Source organism: Kribbella sp. NPDC023855 (assembly GCF_040639475.1).
In the GTDB taxonomy this organism is placed as follows: domain Bacteria; phylum Actinomycetota; class Actinomycetes; order Propionibacteriales; family Kribbellaceae; genus Kribbella.
Genome location: NZ_JBFAAA010000002.1, coordinates 626032 through 642587, shown reverse-complemented (window position 1 = coordinate 642587; position 16556 = coordinate 626032). Strand labels below are relative to the sequence as shown.

Sequence of the window (16556 nt, the reverse complement as noted above, 5' to 3'; positions counted from 1 at the left end):
GGGGTTGTGGGAGAGGATCTTTTCAAGGCGCTGGCTGATTCGACTCGGCGGCGGATTCTCGACGAGCTGGTGGAGCGGGACGGCCAGACGTTGTTCGAGATCTGCACCCGGCTGGTGACGAAGTACGGGATCGGGCTGTCGCGGCAGGCGATCAGTCAGCATCTGGCCGTGCTCGAGTCCGCCGGGCTGGTCAGCACCCGCCGCCAGGGCCGGTACAAGTTCCACGATCTGAACACCGAACCGCTCGAGCGCATCGTCACGCGATGGCTCCGGCCGGACGCACGGGAGGAACCCCAATGAAGATCCACGTGACCAGCGTCTTCGTCGACGACCAGGAGAAGGCTTTGACCTTCTACAGCGACGTCCTCGGCTTCGTGAAGAAGCACGACCTACCACTGGGTGAGAACCGCTGGCTAACGCTCGTCTCGCCGGAACAGCCTGACGGCACCGAGTTGCTGCTGGAGCCTGACAGCCACCCCGTCCTGAACGCCTACAAAGAAGGCCTCGCCAAGGACGGCATCCCGGCTGTCTCCTTCTCGGTGGACGACGTCCCGGCGGAGTACGACCGGCTTCGCGAGCGCGGGGTCCTGTTCATCCAAGCACCCTTGGAGATGGGCAACGTCACCACAGCCATCCTGGACGACACCTGCGGCAACCTGGTCCAACTCGTCCACGCCAAGTAGTCCAGGTGGCCCGTCGGTCGCGCATTCTGGGGCGATGAGCGAACGGTTCGAGCTTGCGCGGGAAGGGCGGCAGCGGGTTGAGGGGTGGGCTACCGGGGCGCAGGTGTTGGGGTTGCTTACTGCGATCCGGGACCTTGGGTGGCTGCGGTTTCTGGGCGAGGCGCGGGAGGTTGGCGAGCTCGGCCAGTACTCCGGGCTGACGCCGGCCCGGTTGGGCGACGTACTGGCCGTTCTGGAGGAGCACGGGATCGTCGAGTACTCCGGTGACCGGGTTCGCCTGAGTCCGCAGTACGAGGCCTTTGCCGCGGATGATGCGTGGATCGGGCTGGACGACATCCTGGATCGGTCCGCGGTGATGGCCAAGCTGGTCCGGTCGGCTGTCGAGGATCCCGGCCCACAGCCGCTGACCGAGGATGACGCTCTCGTCATCGCGAGAGCATCGGGCGGCCGGGCCACCGACCAGACCCGGGCGTTGTTCGAGCAGACCTTCCTTCCGCAGCTGCCCGAGCTGGCCGAGTTGGTTAGTACCGAGCGGTGGCTGGACGTCGGCTGCGGGGTCGGCGGTTCGAGTCTGACGCTAGCCACGCTGTTTCCTGAGATGAGATCGGTGGCGGTCGAGCTGGTGCCGAAGGTCGCCGCCGAGGCGGTACGCCGGGCCGAGGCGCATGGCGTGGCCGATCGCGTCCACATCCGGTGCATGGACATCCGCGATTTGAAGGAAGTCGACGAGTTCGGCGGCGCCTTCTGGGCTCAACCGTTCTTCCCCGAACCGACCCGGGCGGACACACTCGCGGTAATCCGCCGGGCGATCAGACCGGGCGGCCTGCTGTTCATGCAGGAGCACGAACCCGAGCCCGCCCCGAGCGGCAGGCCCGCGTACGCCGTACGCCGGCTGATCGCCCACGGCTGGAACGTGCCCTTCGGCCGAACCGCCGAGCAACTGGTCGGCGAGGCCGAGACGGCCGGCTTCGACCCGGTCCGCATCGCTGCCACCGACGTCGGCCGCTACGCGATCCTCCGTCGCCCGACCTAGCCGGCCGTCCGCAGACGGAGTCTGGTCAGATGATCGTGGTGTAGATCTTCGTGCTGGCCTGGCTGCCGATGAACGGGTTGTTGACGGCCCACAGGACGCCCTCGTTGTTCTCCGGTACGTCGAAGTCGCACATCACCCAGCCGCCGGCCGCGCCGCGGTAGTTGAAGCACTCGCGGTACCAGTTCGTGGACGACTCGTTGTCCTTGATCGTGGCGGCTGCGGACTGCCCGTTCGCCTTGGTGTCCTTCACCCAGACCCGGTCCCCGTACTCCGCGAAGCACGCTTTGGCGCCGGTCGTCGACACGCACCAGACCCCCAGGCTGCCCTCCGGCGGCGCGCCACTCGGCTTCCCTTCCGCCGCCGCGGCCACAGCCGTCGTACCGGCCATGATCAGAACCGCCGTCGCGGGAATCCCGATCAGCCTGCGCACCAGCCTGCTCATGCAATCTCCTCAACTCTTGCGCTGATACTTACGTTGTCAACAAAAAGTCAATCATCCGCTGACCGGCGCACCGGGTCTGGGGGTGGCGTCGTTTAGGGTCCGTGGACATGGTGGATCCGGTTTTTGTCGCCGCTACGCGGGATTCGTACGACGCCCTTGCCGCCGAGCACGCGGACGTGGTGTCGTCCGGGCTGGACGACCGGCCGCTGGATCGCGCGCTGCTCGCCACCTTCGCGGAGCTGGTACGGGCCGGGGGCAACGACTTGGTCGCCGATGTCGGCTGTGGGCCGGGGCGGGTGACGATTTTGCTGTCCCAGCTCGGATTGGATGCCTTCGGCATCGACCTGTCGCCGGGGATGCTGGAGGTTGCGCGACGCACCTATCCGCAGTTGCGGTTCGAAGAGGGGTCGATGCTGGCGCTGGACCTGCCGGACGCTTCGCTCGGTGGGCTTCTCGCCTACTACTCGATCATCCACATCCCGTGGGAGCAGCGGGCGCAGGTGTTCGCCGAGTTCCACCGGGTGCTGGCGCCAGGCGGCGTGGTGATGCTGGTCTTCCAAGTGGGCGACGACCAAGGGCGTCGTACGGAGTTCCTCGGTACTGCGCTGGCGCTCGACTGGTACCGGCAGCAGCCGGACGAGGTCGCCCGAACTGTTGCGGGAGGCAGGTTTCGAGCTGTGGATGACGGCGGTGCGGGAGCGGGCCGACACGGAGAAGACCTCGCAGGGCTACCTCATCGCCCGGAAGCCCGCGCTCGTTTAACTCTTTGCAGGGCGGGCGCTCCGTAGCGTGCGGGGATGACTGCGGATCCGTACGGCGATGAGCGGTTGGTGGGGCTCTACGACGGCGACAACCCGCCGGGGGACGACCACGCGTACTTCCTGAGTCTCGCGGCTGGGGCTCGGAAGGTGGTGGACTTCGGGTGCGGAACCGGGTTGCTGACCCGAGCCTTCGTAGCGCCGGGGCGGGTGGTGGTCGGCGTGGATCCGAGCGCGACGATGCTGGGCTACGCGCGCCGGCAGCCGGGCGCTGAGGAAGTCACCTGGGTGGACGGTGATGCCAGTGCGATCGAGGCCACTGGCGACGCCGACCTGGTGGTGAGCAGCGGGAACACGATGATGCACATCAGCGACGACGACCTCCCGTGGGTCCTCGACAACCTCGCAGCGGCGCTCCGACCGGGCGGCGTCATCAGCTTCGAGAGCCGCAATCCAGCGGCGCGCGCCTGGGAGCAGTGGAGCCCGGAGGCGTCGTACTACGAACGCAACACCCCGGTCGGGCACCTGCGCGAGTGGCTCGAGGTCACCGAGGTGGACAACGGTCGCGTGGTCTTCGACGCCCACAACGTCTTCGTAGACGGCACCAACGCCGTCTACACCACCGTCCTGTACTTCCGCACAACCGACGAGATCCGCGCCGCCCTGCGGACAGCCGGTTTCGAGAACATCGAGGTGTACGCCGGCTGGCACCAAGAGCCGCTGACCGACGAGGCCCGCCTGCTCGTCTTCCGCGCGACGAAGAGCTAATGCCTGTCGAGGATGGGTACCGGCCTCCGACGTAGCTCCTAAAGCCACGAACGGAGGTCGGAGCATGCGGGATCTGGTGGTCACCGAGAACATCACGCTCGATGGGGTGATCGACGCGAGCGAAGGGTGGTTCAACCCCGGTGATGCCGGGGAGACGGACCTGTCCGACGTACTGGCGGCGTTGGAGGCGCAGCGGGAGGCTGCTGACGCCTTCCTGGTCGGACGGCAGACGTTCGAGGAGATGCGCGGCTACTGGCCGCACCAGACCGACGACCCGACCGGCATCTCCGACTACCTCAACACCGTGGCGAAGTACGTGGTGTCCACGACTCTGCAGGACCCGCAGTGGGTGCACAGCACCGTACTGCGCGGGCTGGACGAGGTGGAGGCCCTGAAAGCCCAAGCAGGCAAGGACATCGTGACCACCGGCAGCATCAAGCTGGTCCACTCACTGGTAGCGGCCGGCCTGGTCGACGAGTACCGCCTGTTCGTCTACCCAGTCGTAGTAGGCAAAGGCGCACGCCTCTGGCCAGACGGCTCTCCCACCACCACCCTCCACCTAGCCGAAACCCAACCCTTCCACTCCGGAGTCACCCTCCTGCGCTACCGCACCTAATAGGCATCTACCCACCGGGCCAGGGTTGTGGCGGTTTGGCCGGTGTCTATTGCTTTGGTGCAGAGGTCGAGGGCGGCGGCTAGTTGCAGGGCTAGGGGCTCGGGGCCGAGGTGGCTCACTGCGACAGCAGCCGCCGCATTGAGGAGTACTACGTCCCGCACGGGGCCGGGGTCGCCGGCCAGGACGGAGCGAAGTACTGCGGCGTTCCCGGGCGCAGTACTGCCTCGTAGGTCGGCTAGTGATGACAGGGGTAGGCCTAGCGCGCGTGGGTCGAGTAGTTCCGGTACTGCGTGGCCGTCGCGGACAACCCATACGCAGGACGCGGCAGTAGTCGTCAGCTTGTCGAGGCCGTCGTCGCCTCGGACGACTAAGGCGGTGGAGCCACGGTCAGCGAGTACCTGAGCAATGACCGGCTGCATCCGCGCATCGGCGACTCCTACAAGCTGGTACTGCGGATCCGCCGGGCTGATGAGCGGCCCAAGGACGTTGAACGCGGTCGGGACGCCCAGCTCACGCCGTACCGCAGCCACCTGCCGCAGCCCAGGGTTGAAGCGCGGCGCGAACAGGTAAGCGAGGCCGGCCGTCTCCACGGTCCGCAGTACGTCTGCAGGTGACAGGGAGAGCGGTATGCCCAGGTGCTCAACCAGATCCGCCGAGCCGCCAGTCTGGGACGACGCCGCTCGACCGCCGTGCTTGACCACAGTCACGCCGGTGGACGCGGCAACAATCGCCGCCATGGTGGAGATGTTGACCGCGCCGGTGCCATCACCACCCGTCCCCACGATGTCGACGAACGGCCCCGGAACGTCGACCGCCAGAGCGTGCCGCCGCAGCCCGGCAGCCAGAGCGGCGATCTCGCCCGGCGTCTCGCCCTTGGCCCGCAAGGCGATCAGCAGACCGGAGATCTGCGCCGAGCTGGCCTCGCCACCCACCACGGCATCCATCGCCCACCAGAGCTCCGCACGCGTCAGTTCACGACCGACGAGCAGATCGGAAATGAGCGCGGACCAGCTGCGGTCCGCAGTACGCAACGTCGTTGCCATCGACAGTCCTCGGGGTAGCGCCGACCCGACGAGGCTGGAACATCACAACGGCCGCCTCATCGAGGCGGCCGGTTGGTTACGCGTGAACAAGCAGGCCGCCTAGTCGACGGCCCACCAGCTGCTCAGACGCGTGGTCACGCGACGACAATAACCTAGGAGTACCCGCGGATGTAGTCGATCTGGAACTCGGGCACGAGGTCGTCTCCCGGCTCCGCTTCGTCGGGGAAGTCGAAGACCGCGACCATCAGCTGCATCGGGTACGCCGGCGGGTTGGCGGAGCTGCGAATCAGCTCCCCGTCGACGAAGAAGTCCGCGCGGTCGGGAGTCCAGTCGACGGCGTACAGGTGGAAGTCCGAAGGGTCGAGCGGGAGGCGGACGGCTTCGAAGTCCTCGGGGACCGACGGGTCGCGGAAGCTGTGCAGACCCATGCCGACCTCGACGGATTCGCCGGCAACGACGGACTTGCCGAACATCTCGGTGACACAGATTTCGGCGCAGCGCTCGGGGCGGTCCTCCAGGCCGACCATCCACAGCGCGGCCATCGAGCGGGGCGAGACGACGGCGCGGGCGCGCAGTTCGACGGATCCGTTGAAAGGCGTCCAACCCCAGAACGGCTCCTGTTCCTCGCGAACCACAACACCCTCGCGGTACGGCTGCTGCCCGACCGTGCTGCCGACCGGCCCGGAGAAGTTGCCCGACTGAATCCCCGAGACGCGCAGCGGCGGCGTGTGGTCGTCCTCACACCACACTCCCTGCTCGGGTGGGACGAACAACCGCAGACACGAGTCCTTGAGCTCGTACTGCGCGGCTGTCGCGGCGCGGGAACTCCAGTGGGGCAGGTAGTTCGGCAGCCAGACCGCAGTGTCCAGCGCCGGTCCGTCGAAGTGGTCCTCGAAGATCAGCTGACGCTCTGCCATCCGGTAATGATGGGCGGGCTGACGGCGAGTTGTCACATGATGGGTGCCCGAACCGTCAACGGGTTGACGGACCGCGACGAGAGATTGTGACCTGTGGACGAAATCGAGCGACTGGCCGGCCAGTTCGAGCAGCACCGCGCGCACCTGCGGGCGGTGGCCTACCGGATGCTCGGATCAGTCAGTGAGGCTGAGGATGCTGTCCAGGAGGCCTGGCTGCGGCTCAGCCGGTCCGACGCGAGCGACATCCAGAACCTGGCCGGCTGGCTGACGACCGTGGTGTCGCGGGTCTGCCTCGACCAGCTGCGCAGCCGCAAGACGCGGCGGGAGGATCCGCTCGACGACCTGTACGTGCCCGATCCGATCCTGAGCCCGGTCGACCCGGAGGACGAGGCGGTCCGCGCCGATGCCGTCGGGCTGGCGATGATGGTCGTGCTGGACAAGCTGTCGCCGGCCGAGCGGCTCGCGTTCGTGCTGCACGACATGTTCGGGCTCAGCTTCGACGAGGTCGCCGAGGTCGTCGACAAGACTCCGGCCGCCGCGCGGCAGCTCGCCTCCCGTGCCCGCCGCCGGGTTCAGGGCGCACCGGTCGGTGACAACGACGTGAGCCGGCAACGCGAAGTCGTCGACGCGTTCCTCGCCGCCGCGCGCGGCGGCGACTTCGAGGCGCTGCTCTCCCTCCTCGACCCGAACGTCGTCCTCCGCGCCGACGCCGGTACTACGGAAGGCCGCGGTCCCGCCGTCTCCAAGCTGGTCCGGGGCGCCCTCGCGGTGGTCGAGCAGGCGCTCACGTTCACCAAGCTGGCTCCGCACAGCCGCCCGGCGCTGGTCAACGGCCGCCTCGGCGTGGTCACTGTCGTCGGCGACACCCTGATGGGCGTCATGGACGTGACGCTGCACGACGGCAAGATCACCGAGATCAACATCCTCGCCGACCTTCCCCGCCTCGAGTCCTTCGCTATCCCCGCCTGAGCAACCCGAGCACCCGCTCGCCCTGCCGCTCACCGCTCCCTGGTGGGTTCCGGTGCTCAGCCGGCCCGCCAGGGCGCAGGAGCGTCAGCCAGAACATCGCCCACAGCCGGCGTGCTGTGAGTAGCCGCCGCTGGTCGACCGGGAACCGGCCAGCGAAGCCGGACCAGTCGGTCTCGCGCCCGGCGAGGTGCTCGACCAGGTTCGCCAGCTCGAAGGACAGGTCGCTCACCCCGGAGTCCTCGAAGTCGACGATCCGTACCCGCGAGCCATCCCAGAGGTAGTTCGACAGGTTGGGGTCGCCATGGCCGATGACCGGGGTGCCGGGCAGGAAGAGGCTGTCGACCTCAGGACCACTCAGCCAGGTTGCAGCCGCCTCGTAGGCAGCACCGATGACGCCCACGGCGCAGTACGACGCGATGTCGGCGCGCACCCGAGGAAGGAGCCCCGTGAGCGGGATCGGCTGCAGGTCAGCCGTCGGGAGCGCCCAGAGCTGGCCTAGTGCCGTTGCGAGCCCGTCCAGCTCGACAGGTGTCAGTGCACCGGCCAGTGGTCGCCCGCCGACTCGGGACATCACCAGTACCGGGCCGCTGGGGTCCAGCGAGACAGGGGCGGGGCCGAGATCTGGTGCGTGGCGGGCAAGAGCTTGGAGGGCGGTCCACTCTCGCAGGTGCTCGTCGCGGGCCCACGAGACGTACCGCTTGGTGACGAGCTCGCCGTGGGTGGTGACGGCGTGGGTGTGGGTCATCTGGCGAAGAGTCTCAAAAAGTCTGAGGGACGTGTCAAGAGCGGCCTATCTCCTTCGACGTGTTGGTGAGAACACGGATACGGCGAAGGAGTCACAGGATGAGCACGCAGGCGATTCTCGCGGCAGAGACCACTGGCAGCGACGTGGTGGCGGCTCTGCTCGGCGCTGGGTTCAACGGGTCGGTCCACCGGCCGGGGGACGAGCAGTACGACGTACTGCGGCAGTCGATCGTGCCGACGTTCGACTCGCGCCCGCTGGTGGTTGCGGAGGCCTTCAGCCGGTCCGACGTGCAGGCGGCAGTCCGCACTGCCCGGCAGCTCGGGTTGCCGCTCGCAGTACAGGCGACTGGGCATGGCACGCGTGTACCGGCTGATGGCGGCATCCTGCTCAGGACCTCGGCCATGACGTCAGTACTGGTTGACCCGCAGCGCAAGGTCGCCAAGGTGGGCCCCGGGACTCGCTGGGGCGCGGTGATCGATGCAGCCGGCCAGTTTGGCCTTGCACCGCTGGCCGGGTCCTCCCGGGACGTCGGAGTCACCGGCTACACGCTGGGCGGCGGTGTTGGCTGGCTGGCCCGCAAGTACGGGTTCGCCGCCGACAGCGTCATCCGTGCGGAGGTAGTCACCGCAGACGGCCGAGTAGTGACCGCAAGCGCTGACGAGCACCCCGACCTGTTCTGGGCGATCCGTGGCGGTAGCGGCAACTTCGGCATCGTCACCTCACTCGAGTTCCGCCTGTACTCCGTCCCGCAGGTCCACTCCGGCATCGTGTACTTCGGGATCGACAACGCGGCCGAGACGCTCAAGTTCTACCGCGACTGGTCAGCCACCATCCCCAACGAGCTGAGCACCGCGATCCTGCTGACCCGCCTCCCCGGTACGACGACTCGCGCTCTCGCGATCAAGGCCTCGTACGCCGGTGAAGCCGACTTGGCCGAGCACCTCCTGCGGCCCCTGTTCGAGGTGGCCGGTCCGGTGCTGGCCGGTGAGCTGAAGACGACCCCGTTCGGCGAGTCCGCGATGGGCGGTACGCCGGCCCGCTACCTCGACCTGGTCGACACCCTCGCGGACGACCTGCTCGACGAGCTGGCCAAGCTGCCGAGCGCGACCGTCGAGATCCGTCACTGGGGTGGCGCGATGGCTCACCCGGGTCCCGGCGCCGCCCCGGTCGGCCACCGCGGCGCGACGTACTCGCTGATCATCGACCAGGAGGTCCCCGAGCTGGCGCCCGTACTGCGCACCACCGGTCGCACCTTCCTCAACTTCCTGGCCGACCCGGCCCGCGCGACCTCGGCGTATGCCGAAGCGGACCTCGCCCGGCTGCGCTCGGTCAAGCGCGCTTATGACCCGGAGAACTTCTTCCACCTGAACCACAACCTGCCGCCGGCCTGACGGCAACACAACGGCCCGGCCTCATCCCTCGAGGCCGGGCCGTTGCTCTCGCGCTGGGTGAATCTCAGAGCGTGCCGGAGTTGCCGTAGACCGAGACGTGCACGTGGTCGTAGTGGTTCGCGGTGTCGCCGCCGCGGTCCTCCATCGAACGCCAGCCTTCGCTGCTGCGCTGGACCGTCCAGATCTTCTGCGACCAGATCAGTTCGCTGATGCCGAGGGCCTTGCGGTTGGCCCGGAGCCAGTCGGCGATCTCCTGGCCGAGCGAGCCGCGGACCATGATGTCGAGCGCCCGGCCGGTGGAGTGCTCGCTGCCGCTGTCGCCGCTGCGGAGCCCGCCGTACGAGGTGACCGAGGGGAACATGTTGCAGACCGCGCGGTGCACCCGGATCGCGTCGGCCGTGAGGCCGCTCTCCACGCTCGAGCCGGACTTGCAGGCTGCCTGCGACGGGCTGCCGTCCTCGACCGGCTTGTCCACCGGCTTGGTCGCCGCCAGGTACTGCGCCTTGACCCAGCGGCGGACACCGTCGCGGACGACCTCCGCGAACGCGCCCTTGACCTCTCCGGTGACCGAGACCTTGGTGCCCTTGTCGAGCACGGTCAGCAGGGTGCCGGACACCGGTGCGCTCCACAGGTTCACATCGGTGGTGGTGTATTTGCTGCCGATGATCTTCGGCGGAAGCTCGGTCTTCGTGCTCTCCGCCGCCCGGGTCTTGACCGACGTGGGCTTCGGGATCGGCGCCTGCTTCTTCAGGTGCTTCGCGACCGGCGGAGCCTTCGGCTTCGGAGCCTGGGTCGGTGCCTTGGTCGGAGCGAGATCGAGCGAGGGACGAAAGGCGTCCCGGCTGGTCTGCGTCTCACGCTTCAGCTGCAGGGGCGAGCTGGCGGTAGAAACATCCTGCTTCGGGGTCTCGTCCGGAAATGCGACTGCGGAGCCGGTGGCAAGTAATGCCACCGCGGCGCCGGGAATCGCAACCTTCACGATGCCGGGGCCGATCACCTTCGGGCGCGGATGACGGTGCCGCGCCTGTCTATGCCGTCCTTCAGCCACTGATTCACCCAATCTGCCGAGATCAAAACGTTATCGACCGGAGGAGTCAAGCACACATCCCGGCAAGTCCACCAACCGGCGCGGACTTTTAACGCATTGCGAACATGACGCACGCTCAGCGGAGGGCCGTGCGCCGCTGATCGGTACTACGAGTGGCCGGCCCTGTACTCCGGGTCGCCTGCGCGGTACTGCGAACTCCCGACGGGTTACCGACGAATACGGCTGGGCACCAGATGGAGGTGCCGCCAATCACCGCCCTGGCGGCCCGAGAAACTAGGAGGCTTCATGCTCGTCCTCGGACTGATCCTGCTGATTCTGGGATTCGTTTTGAGTATCCCGATCCTGTGGACGATCGGCATCGTGTTGCTCGTGGTCGGAGCGGTCCTGTTCCTGTTGGGATCCACCGGTCGTGCCGTCGGCGGACGGAAGCACTGGTACTGATCTGGCGGACGGAAGCAACCCCGCGAGCTTCGGCTCGCGGGGTTTTCTGTCGGTTGGGCCGGTTACGATCCGGCGGTATGAAGTACCTCGTACTGATCTACGGCGACGCCCCCACCCGTTCCGCGGACGACCTGGGGGTGGTTCGCGAGTTGACGAAGTTCAAGGGCGAACTCGCCGGGACCGGTGAGCTGGTCAGTTCGGAGGGTCTGTCGGGGCCGGGCGAGGGCCGGGTGGTCCAGGTGCGGGACGGCGTCAAGGTCGTCACCGACGGGCCGTTCGGCGAGGCCAAGGAGCAACTGGCCGGGTTCTTCATGGTCGACGTCGCCGACGACGAGCGTGCGCAGGAGATCGCCGGCCGGGTGTCCGCCTTGGTCGGCGACCGGGTCGAACTGCGCGGCACGCTGCTCACCGCTTGAATAAATATGTTGTCCATGACATCTTTATCCAGCTAGTCTGGGCCGATGGATGATGCCTGGACGATCGAGGAGTACGCCGCCAAGGCCTGGCCGGCCGCCCATGCCGAGAAGTCCGGCGGGTGGCTGTTACGCAGTACGCCGGGAGTAGGGCGTCGCCGCTCGAACTCCGCACTGCCGCTGAAGTCCGGTGGGCAGTCGATCGCCACGGCCGAAGCGTTCTTCGCCGAGCACCAGCTCCCGGTCTGCATCCAGATCGCTCCAGCGGAACTCAACACCGAGCTTGACGCCGAACTGGCTGCCAAGGGCTATCAGCACGCTGCCCCGACGTTGGTCCTCACCGCCAGTACGGAAGAGGTGTTGTCCCGGACTCCGCACGATCAAGCGGTAGTCGTCGAGGTGAGTGACAAGCCGACAACCCCTTGGCTGCAAGGGTTTGTGGAGCTTGACGATCATGGAGACAGTGCAATTGTTGCCGAGAGCGTGCTTTCTCAGTTGGCCGAGCCGGCGGCGTACGTGAGTGTCACTCTGGACGGACGCATCGCCTGTTCGGCACTGTTCGTGGGTGCCCCGGGAATGGCCGGTCTGTTCTGTATGGCCACCCGCGCCGAGTACCGCCGGCAGGGCCTCGCTACTGCCGTCCTGTACGCCGGGGCCGAGTGGGCAAGCAGCCGGGGCGCCGAGCGGCTCTACCTCCAGGTGGAGGCCGGCAACGAACCAGCTCGGCGCCTCTACGAGAGTGTGGGCTTCGCCCGCTCACACACCTACCACTACCGCGTCGCGTGAGGCAGCACGCTTCTTGCTGACCAACAGGCTGGTGCCGACAAGCCCCAGCGCGATGAATGCCCAGCAGGCGGCGAAGGCGACCCGGTAGCCGGACACCAGCTCTGCCGGCGTCGTCCCGCTCGTGTTGCCGACGGCGACCGCCGACAGGACCGCGATACCTACCGCGCCGCCGATCTGGAAGGACGCGTTCTGCAGGCCGGAGGCGACACCGGAGTCCTTCTCGGCGACCTCGCTCAAGGCCGCGATCGAACCGGCCACTGTCCCCGCGCCGAGTGCGGCGCCGAAGATGGTCAGGCCCCAGAACGCCACCTCGAAGTACCCGGACGACACGGTGAGCAGGCTCATCACCGTGCAGCCGATACCGCCCAGCACCAGGGCAACTGCCGCGACTGGACGCGGGCCGATGCGGGTGACGATGTTCTGGCCCAGGATCGATCCGCCGACCGCCATGGCCGCGACCACCGAGGACATCAACCCGTAGCGGACAGCCGACGTACCCAGAGCGTGCTGGGCGTACTGCGTGTAGACGAAGGTCAGTCCGAAGGCCGTGAGCCCCCAGGTCATCCCGATCAGGTTGCCGCCCACGACGGCGCGGGAGCGGAAGATGTGTAGCGGTACGAGTGGTGCGGACGACCGCTTCTCCACCAGGACGAACAGCGCGAAGAGACCGGCCGAGGCGAGTGCCAGCAAGGTGGTGCGGCCGGCCGATGACGTCGGCGCCTCGATGACGGCGTACACGAGAACGATCAGGGCGGCGGTCACAGTGATGGCGCCGGCCAGGTCGAAACCGCGTCGGCCGGGTCCCCGGCTGTCCTTGAGCAGTACCGGAGCCAGTGCGACGACCAGGAGGCATACGGGCACGTTGATGAAGAAGATCCACTGCCAGCCGAGCCCGTCGGTGACCGGCCCGCCGATCAGGGATCCCGCAGTACCGCCGACTCCACTGGTCGCTCCCCAGACGCCCAGTGCCTTGTTGCGCTCGGCGCCGTCCGGGAACGTGGTCATCACGATCGACAGCGCACTAGGAGCCAGTACTGCGGCAGCGATCCCCTGCAGGCCGCGTGCGAACACCAGAGTGTCGCCTGTCCAGGCGAAGCCGCACAGAAGCGACGAGGCGGCGAACAGGAGCAGTCCGGCGATCAGTACGCGCCGCCGGCCCAGCAGGTCGGACACGCGTCCTCCGAGCAGCAGCAGTCCGCCGAACATCAGTGCGTAACCACTTGGCACCCACTGCACCCCACCGCTGGAGAAGGTGAGCTCACGCTCGATCGACGGCACTGCTACCAGCACGATGGACGCATCCAGAATGATCATGAACCCCGCCAGACACAGCAGGGCCAGCGCGTACCAGCGCTTCGGATCGGGAGCGTTCTCCATGACGAGGGGCCTCCAGTACTCCGGACGCCCGGGCCGGGCGTCATCCGCCCGGTACGTCGTACCGCCTGGCGAGGGCTCGACATTTCGGCACCGGCGGTGGAGATTTCTTTCGGGACCTGTTCGGCAGGAAGTCGAGATCGGTGGGGTTTGCTTCGACGTACCGGGTGTGAGGGGGTCGCCGGGACCTCCGTGACCGTCAGGATGGTGCCTGTGAAGTACATGCTGCTGATCTACAGCAACCCGGAGAGCTGGGCCGGTCTGACGGCCGAGCAGCGTGAGGGCCTGTCCCGATCGCACGAGGAGCTGACCAGAGAGCTCACCGAGCAGGGCATGCTGGTCAGTGCCGCCGGCCTGGCCGACCCGATCACCTCCCGGACGGTCCTGGTCCGCGGCGACACCCGGACCACCACCGACGGCCCGTACGCCGAAGCCAAGGAACACCTGGCAGGCTTCTACCTGGTGGAGTGCGACACCATCGACGAGGCGATCGAGTACGCCGCCCGGATACCGGACGCGAAGTACCTGGCCGTGGAGGTGCGACCTGTGATGGACAGCTCCGGGCTGGAGATGTGAGCGACTTCGAGCTCCTGCTGCGGGAAGAGACCCCGCAGGTGCTCAGTGCGCTCGTCAGGCACTACGGGCACTTCGACCTGGCCGAGGAGGCCGTGCAGGAGGCCTTGCTCGCTGCTGCCCAGCAGTGGCCGGCCGAGGGTGTGCCGGACAACCCGCGCGGCTGGCTGATCAGGGTCGGCTCACGGCGGCTGACCGACCTGCTGCGCAGCGAGTCGGCGCGGCGCCGTCGGGAGGAGAACGCGGCCAACCTGGCGGCGCCGGAGGAGTTCGTTGCCTCGGCGCCGGACATCGACGACCCCGGTGGCCGCGACGACACGTTGACGCTGTTGTTCCTGTGCTGCCATCCGGCGGTGTCGGCGGCCTCGCAGATCGCCTTGACGCTGCGGGCCGTCGGCGGTCTGACCACCGCGCAGATCGCCTCCGCGTTTTTGGTGCCTGAGGCAACTATGGCGCAGCGGATCAGTCGGGCCAAGCGCAGTATCAAGCAGGCGGGCAGCACCTTCGAGATGCCGCCCGAGGCGGAGCGCGACGCCCGGATGGGTGCCGTGCTGCATGTTCTGTACCTGATCTTCAACGAGGGCTACACCACGTCGTCCGGTACGTCGCTGCACAGCGCGGAGCTGACCACCGAGGCGATCAGGCTGGTGCGGGGCGTCCGTAGATTGCTGCCGGACGACGGCGAGGTCGCCGGCCTGCTGGCCTTGATGTTGCTCACCGACGCCCGGCGGCCGGCGCGGACCGATGCGGACGGCGGCCTGATCCCGCTGGCCGAGCAGGACCGGTCGAAGTGGAACAAGGAGATGATCCTCGAAGGTGAGGCGCTCGTCTCCGATGCACTCTCCCGGACCCAGCTCGGGCCCTATCAGGTACAGGCCGCGATCGCCGCGGTGCACGCGACCGCGGAGCGGGCCGAGGACACCGACTGGCCGCAGATCGTCGCGCTCTACCAGGTGCTCGAGCAGATCTCCGACAACCCGATGGTCCGGCTGAACCATGCCGTGGCGGTGGCGATGGCGACCGGCCCGAAGGAAGGGCTGGCGATGCTGGAACCGCTCGAGTCGGACAACCGGATCACCGAGCACCACCGCCTCGAAGCGGTGCGCGCGCACCTGCTGGAGATGTCGGGGGACCTGGCCGGTGCCCGCGCGAGTTACCTGCTGGCCGCTCGCCGGACGACGTCGATTCCCGAACGCAACTACCTCCAGTCCAAAGCGGACCGCTTGAGCTGATCCGGTCACAGCTTGGGACGGCTCCTCACCCCGAGTCGCGTGGCTGCCGCGGGTGTGTCAGTTTTGAAGGGTGGATCTCACCAAGGCGTCGCTCCTGCGCGAGATGCTGACCGGGACGGAACTCGGCAGCCGTACGACCGAGTTCGCCCACTCGCTGCGCAGGTTCACCACCCGTACGGGCGGTCTGATGCTGTTCGGTCCGGCCGACGACGAGCCGTGGCACCTCACCGCCCACCTGGACGACGAGCTGCACCGAGCCGGCATCGAGGACATCCGCCCGTCCCTCGTCCGATGGGCGCCGCCGCCGGACGCGCCACCCCATCTGGCCATCGGTCTTGACCGCCTGCGCGAGGCGGGTCGGGGCGAGTCGCTGCTCGTCGTCACCGAGCAGACTCCCGCGGACACGCTGCTGGAACGCATCGACGACGTACGCCGGCGTGGCACCACGATCTTCAGCATCGACAACGGCAACAAGGACCTCGCGTCCCTCTCGCACGAGTCGCTCGTGCCCGAGCTCCTGGTACCGAACAGTTTCGGCGCCGGCTGGGTCAGCCACCCGGTGGGCCAAGACCACGACGAGCCAGACCACGGGCGGCACGCAGTACCGGAGGAAACTCTCACTGCTCTGCGTGACGCCGTGGCGGGCTTCGAAATGACCCAGCACCTGGTGAGCCTCGCGGTAGCCGACGAAGACGCCGCCCAACCAGCCGGTTGGCGCCGCTCCCTCCGCACCTTCATAGAACGCCTCAGCGGCGAACCAGGCTAGGCGCGGCTTAGTCCTGCAGGGCTGCCAGGAGGGGGTAGCGGGTTTCGAGCTCGTCGCTGTCGTCGAAGTCGAAGTTCTCGCCGACCGGTACGTCCGGGATGTCGACGCCGCCCGCCTCGACCGCCTCCCAGTAGTCCGTCTCGGAGCCGCCGGCCGACTGGTAGGCGTGCAGGGCGACGCTCAGCATGCCCTCACCGTTGAAGCCCTCGAAGCCCTCGCCGAGATCCTCGTCGACCACGTCGGCCAGCGAGTCCGGATCCGCCAGTGCGGCCTCCCAGACCTCCCGCCCCTGCGCGACCAGCCAGCCGCGGAAGTAGTCGAACCCGTCGTCGGAGGCGCCACCGTTGATCAGGTACGCCGCACCCCACAGATCCCACCGGTACGACTCCGCCTGCAACCGCTCCAGCTCCACGCCGAAGCCGGCGATCTCCTCCAGCGTCAGCTCACCCAACGCCTTCGTCAACGAGTCGGCGACCCCATCGGGATCCGCCACCGTGTCATCCACCTCAACCCGAGCCGCCTCGACAAGCTCCCAAAACCCATCCCTGTCCACCCCGA

The 16556-nt window shown here is 67.7% G+C and carries 21 protein-coding genes; 14 read left to right on the top strand and 7 right to left on the bottom strand.

Annotated elements, in window-relative coordinates; translation table 11 throughout:
- Nucleotides 1-6: 6 nt before the first annotated feature.
- The 3 genes from AB0F51_RS08810 to AB0F51_RS08800 are packed head-to-tail and all read left to right on the top strand — an operon-like array spanning nucleotide 7 to nucleotide 1716.
- Nucleotides 7-300, top strand: a complete 294-nt coding sequence (locus AB0F51_RS08810; RefSeq protein ID WP_360276209.1) for a metalloregulator ArsR/SmtB family transcription factor — start codon at nucleotides 7-9, stop codon at nucleotides 298-300.
- Nucleotides 297-683, top strand: coding sequence for a VOC family protein (locus AB0F51_RS08805; protein WP_360276206.1), 387 nt, complete (start codon nucleotides 297-299; stop codon nucleotides 681-683). Before AB0F51_RS08810 ends, AB0F51_RS08805 begins: the two co-directional genes overlap by 4 nt.
- A 34-nt stretch (nucleotides 684-717) precedes the next feature.
- Nucleotides 718-1716 carry a class I SAM-dependent methyltransferase gene (locus AB0F51_RS08800; RefSeq protein ID WP_360276203.1) on the top strand — a complete coding sequence of 333 codons (999 nt, stop codon included), beginning with the start codon at nucleotides 718-720 and terminating at the stop codon, nucleotides 1714-1716.
- Between the two features lie 25 nt (nucleotides 1717-1741).
- Here AB0F51_RS08800 and AB0F51_RS08795 read toward each other — a convergent pair whose 3' ends face one another.
- A complete protein-coding gene (locus AB0F51_RS08795; protein ID WP_360276200.1) occupies nucleotides 1742-2158 on the bottom strand; it encodes a hypothetical protein in 417 nt (138 codons plus the stop codon).
- Nucleotides 2159-2265: 107 nt separating this feature from the next.
- Here AB0F51_RS08795 and AB0F51_RS08790 point away from each other — a divergent pair, with 107 nt between their 5' ends.
- The 3 genes from AB0F51_RS08790 to AB0F51_RS08780 all read left to right on the top strand — a co-directional run bounded on the left by AB0F51_RS08790 (nucleotide 2266) and on the right by AB0F51_RS08780 (nucleotide 4300).
- Nucleotides 2266-2946: a class I SAM-dependent methyltransferase gene (locus AB0F51_RS08790; protein WP_360276197.1), complete on the top strand. Its 681-nt coding sequence runs from the start codon at nucleotides 2266-2268 to the stop codon at nucleotides 2944-2946.
- 9 nt (nucleotides 2947-2955) lie between these two features.
- Complete coding sequence (locus AB0F51_RS08785; protein ID WP_360276194.1) at nucleotides 2956-3684, top strand: methyltransferase domain-containing protein; 729 nt, start codon at nucleotides 2956-2958, stop codon at nucleotides 3682-3684.
- Nucleotides 3685-3748: 64 nt separating this feature from the next.
- A complete protein-coding gene (locus tag AB0F51_RS08780) occupies nucleotides 3749-4300 on the top strand; it encodes a dihydrofolate reductase family protein (protein WP_360276191.1) in 552 nt (183 codons plus the stop codon).
- On the opposite strand, the gene trpD is transcribed toward AB0F51_RS08780, so the two are convergent.
- Both trpD and AB0F51_RS08770 read right to left on the bottom strand, forming a co-directional pair.
- The gene (trpD, locus tag AB0F51_RS08775) at nucleotides 4297-5343 is read right to left on the bottom strand and encodes an anthranilate phosphoribosyltransferase (RefSeq protein WP_360276189.1); all 1047 of its coding nucleotides are present in this window, start codon (nucleotides 5341-5343) and stop codon (nucleotides 4297-4299) included. The two genes, AB0F51_RS08780 and trpD, sit on opposite strands and share 4 nt — an antisense overlap.
- Nucleotides 5344-5495: 152 nt before the next feature.
- Nucleotides 5496-6260, bottom strand: coding sequence for a glycoside hydrolase family 16 protein (locus AB0F51_RS08770; RefSeq protein ID WP_360276186.1), 765 nt, complete (start codon nucleotides 6258-6260; stop codon nucleotides 5496-5498).
- 93 nt (nucleotides 6261-6353) lie between these two features.
- Between AB0F51_RS08770 and sigJ the strand changes: the two genes are divergently transcribed.
- Complete coding sequence (gene sigJ, locus AB0F51_RS08765; RefSeq protein ID WP_360276183.1) at nucleotides 6354-7229, top strand: RNA polymerase sigma factor SigJ; 876 nt, start codon at nucleotides 6354-6356, stop codon at nucleotides 7227-7229.
- Here sigJ and AB0F51_RS08760 read toward each other — a convergent pair.
- Complete coding sequence (locus tag AB0F51_RS08760) at nucleotides 7216-7974, bottom strand: aminoglycoside phosphotransferase family protein (protein WP_360276180.1); 759 nt, start codon at nucleotides 7972-7974, stop codon at nucleotides 7216-7218. The genes sigJ and AB0F51_RS08760 overlap by 14 nt on opposite strands.
- Nucleotides 7975-8072: 98 nt before the next feature.
- Between AB0F51_RS08760 and AB0F51_RS08755 the strand changes: the two genes are divergently transcribed.
- Nucleotides 8073-9365, top strand: coding sequence for an FAD-binding oxidoreductase (locus AB0F51_RS08755; RefSeq protein ID WP_360276177.1), 1293 nt, complete (start codon nucleotides 8073-8075; stop codon nucleotides 9363-9365).
- A gap of 64 nt (nucleotides 9366-9429) precedes the next feature.
- Here AB0F51_RS08755 and AB0F51_RS08750 read toward each other — a convergent pair whose 3' ends face one another.
- Nucleotides 9430-10413, bottom strand: coding sequence for an SH3 domain-containing protein (locus AB0F51_RS08750; protein WP_360276174.1), 984 nt, complete (start codon nucleotides 10411-10413; stop codon nucleotides 9430-9432).
- 285 nt (nucleotides 10414-10698) lie between these two features.
- Between AB0F51_RS08750 and AB0F51_RS08745 the strand changes: the two genes are divergently transcribed.
- The 3 genes from AB0F51_RS08745 (at nucleotide 10699) to AB0F51_RS08735 (ending at nucleotide 12053) form a co-directional block, all read left to right on the top strand.
- On the top strand, nucleotides 10699-10854 hold the full coding sequence (locus AB0F51_RS08745) for a DUF6131 family protein (RefSeq protein ID WP_360276171.1): 156 nt from the start codon (nucleotides 10699-10701) through the stop codon (nucleotides 10852-10854).
- Between the two features lie 77 nt (nucleotides 10855-10931).
- Nucleotides 10932-11270 carry a YciI family protein gene (locus tag AB0F51_RS08740; RefSeq protein ID WP_360276168.1) on the top strand — a complete coding sequence of 113 codons (339 nt, stop codon included), beginning with the start codon at nucleotides 10932-10934 and terminating at the stop codon, nucleotides 11268-11270.
- Nucleotides 11271-11315: 45 nt separating this feature from the next.
- A complete protein-coding gene (locus AB0F51_RS08735) occupies nucleotides 11316-12053 on the top strand; it encodes a GNAT family N-acetyltransferase (protein WP_360276166.1) in 738 nt (245 codons plus the stop codon).
- Here the strand turns inward: AB0F51_RS08735 and AB0F51_RS08730 are convergent.
- Nucleotides 12024-13430, bottom strand: coding sequence for an MFS transporter (locus AB0F51_RS08730; protein WP_360276163.1), 1407 nt, complete (start codon nucleotides 13428-13430; stop codon nucleotides 12024-12026). The two genes, AB0F51_RS08735 and AB0F51_RS08730, sit on opposite strands and share 30 nt — an antisense overlap.
- Nucleotides 13431-13649: 219 nt before the next feature.
- On the opposite strand from AB0F51_RS08730, the gene AB0F51_RS08725 reads away from it, so the two are divergent.
- The 3 genes from AB0F51_RS08725 (at nucleotide 13650) to AB0F51_RS08715 (ending at nucleotide 15998) form a co-directional block, all read left to right on the top strand.
- The gene (locus AB0F51_RS08725) at nucleotides 13650-14003 is read left to right on the top strand and encodes a YciI family protein (RefSeq protein ID WP_360277256.1); all 354 of its coding nucleotides are present in this window, start codon (nucleotides 13650-13652) and stop codon (nucleotides 14001-14003) included.
- Complete coding sequence (locus tag AB0F51_RS08720; RefSeq protein ID WP_360276161.1) at nucleotides 14000-15232, top strand: DUF6596 domain-containing protein; 1233 nt, start codon at nucleotides 14000-14002, stop codon at nucleotides 15230-15232. Before AB0F51_RS08725 ends, AB0F51_RS08720 begins: the two co-directional genes overlap by 4 nt.
- A 70-nt stretch (nucleotides 15233-15302) precedes the next feature.
- Complete coding sequence (locus AB0F51_RS08715) at nucleotides 15303-15998, top strand: hypothetical protein (RefSeq protein WP_360276158.1); 696 nt, start codon at nucleotides 15303-15305, stop codon at nucleotides 15996-15998.
- Between the two features lie 7 nt (nucleotides 15999-16005).
- Here the strand turns inward: AB0F51_RS08715 and AB0F51_RS08710 are convergent, their stop codons facing one another.
- Nucleotides 16006-16551, bottom strand: a complete 546-nt coding sequence (locus tag AB0F51_RS08710; RefSeq protein ID WP_360276155.1) for a DUF4240 domain-containing protein — start codon at nucleotides 16549-16551, stop codon at nucleotides 16006-16008.
- Nucleotides 16552-16556 lie beyond the last annotated feature (5 nt).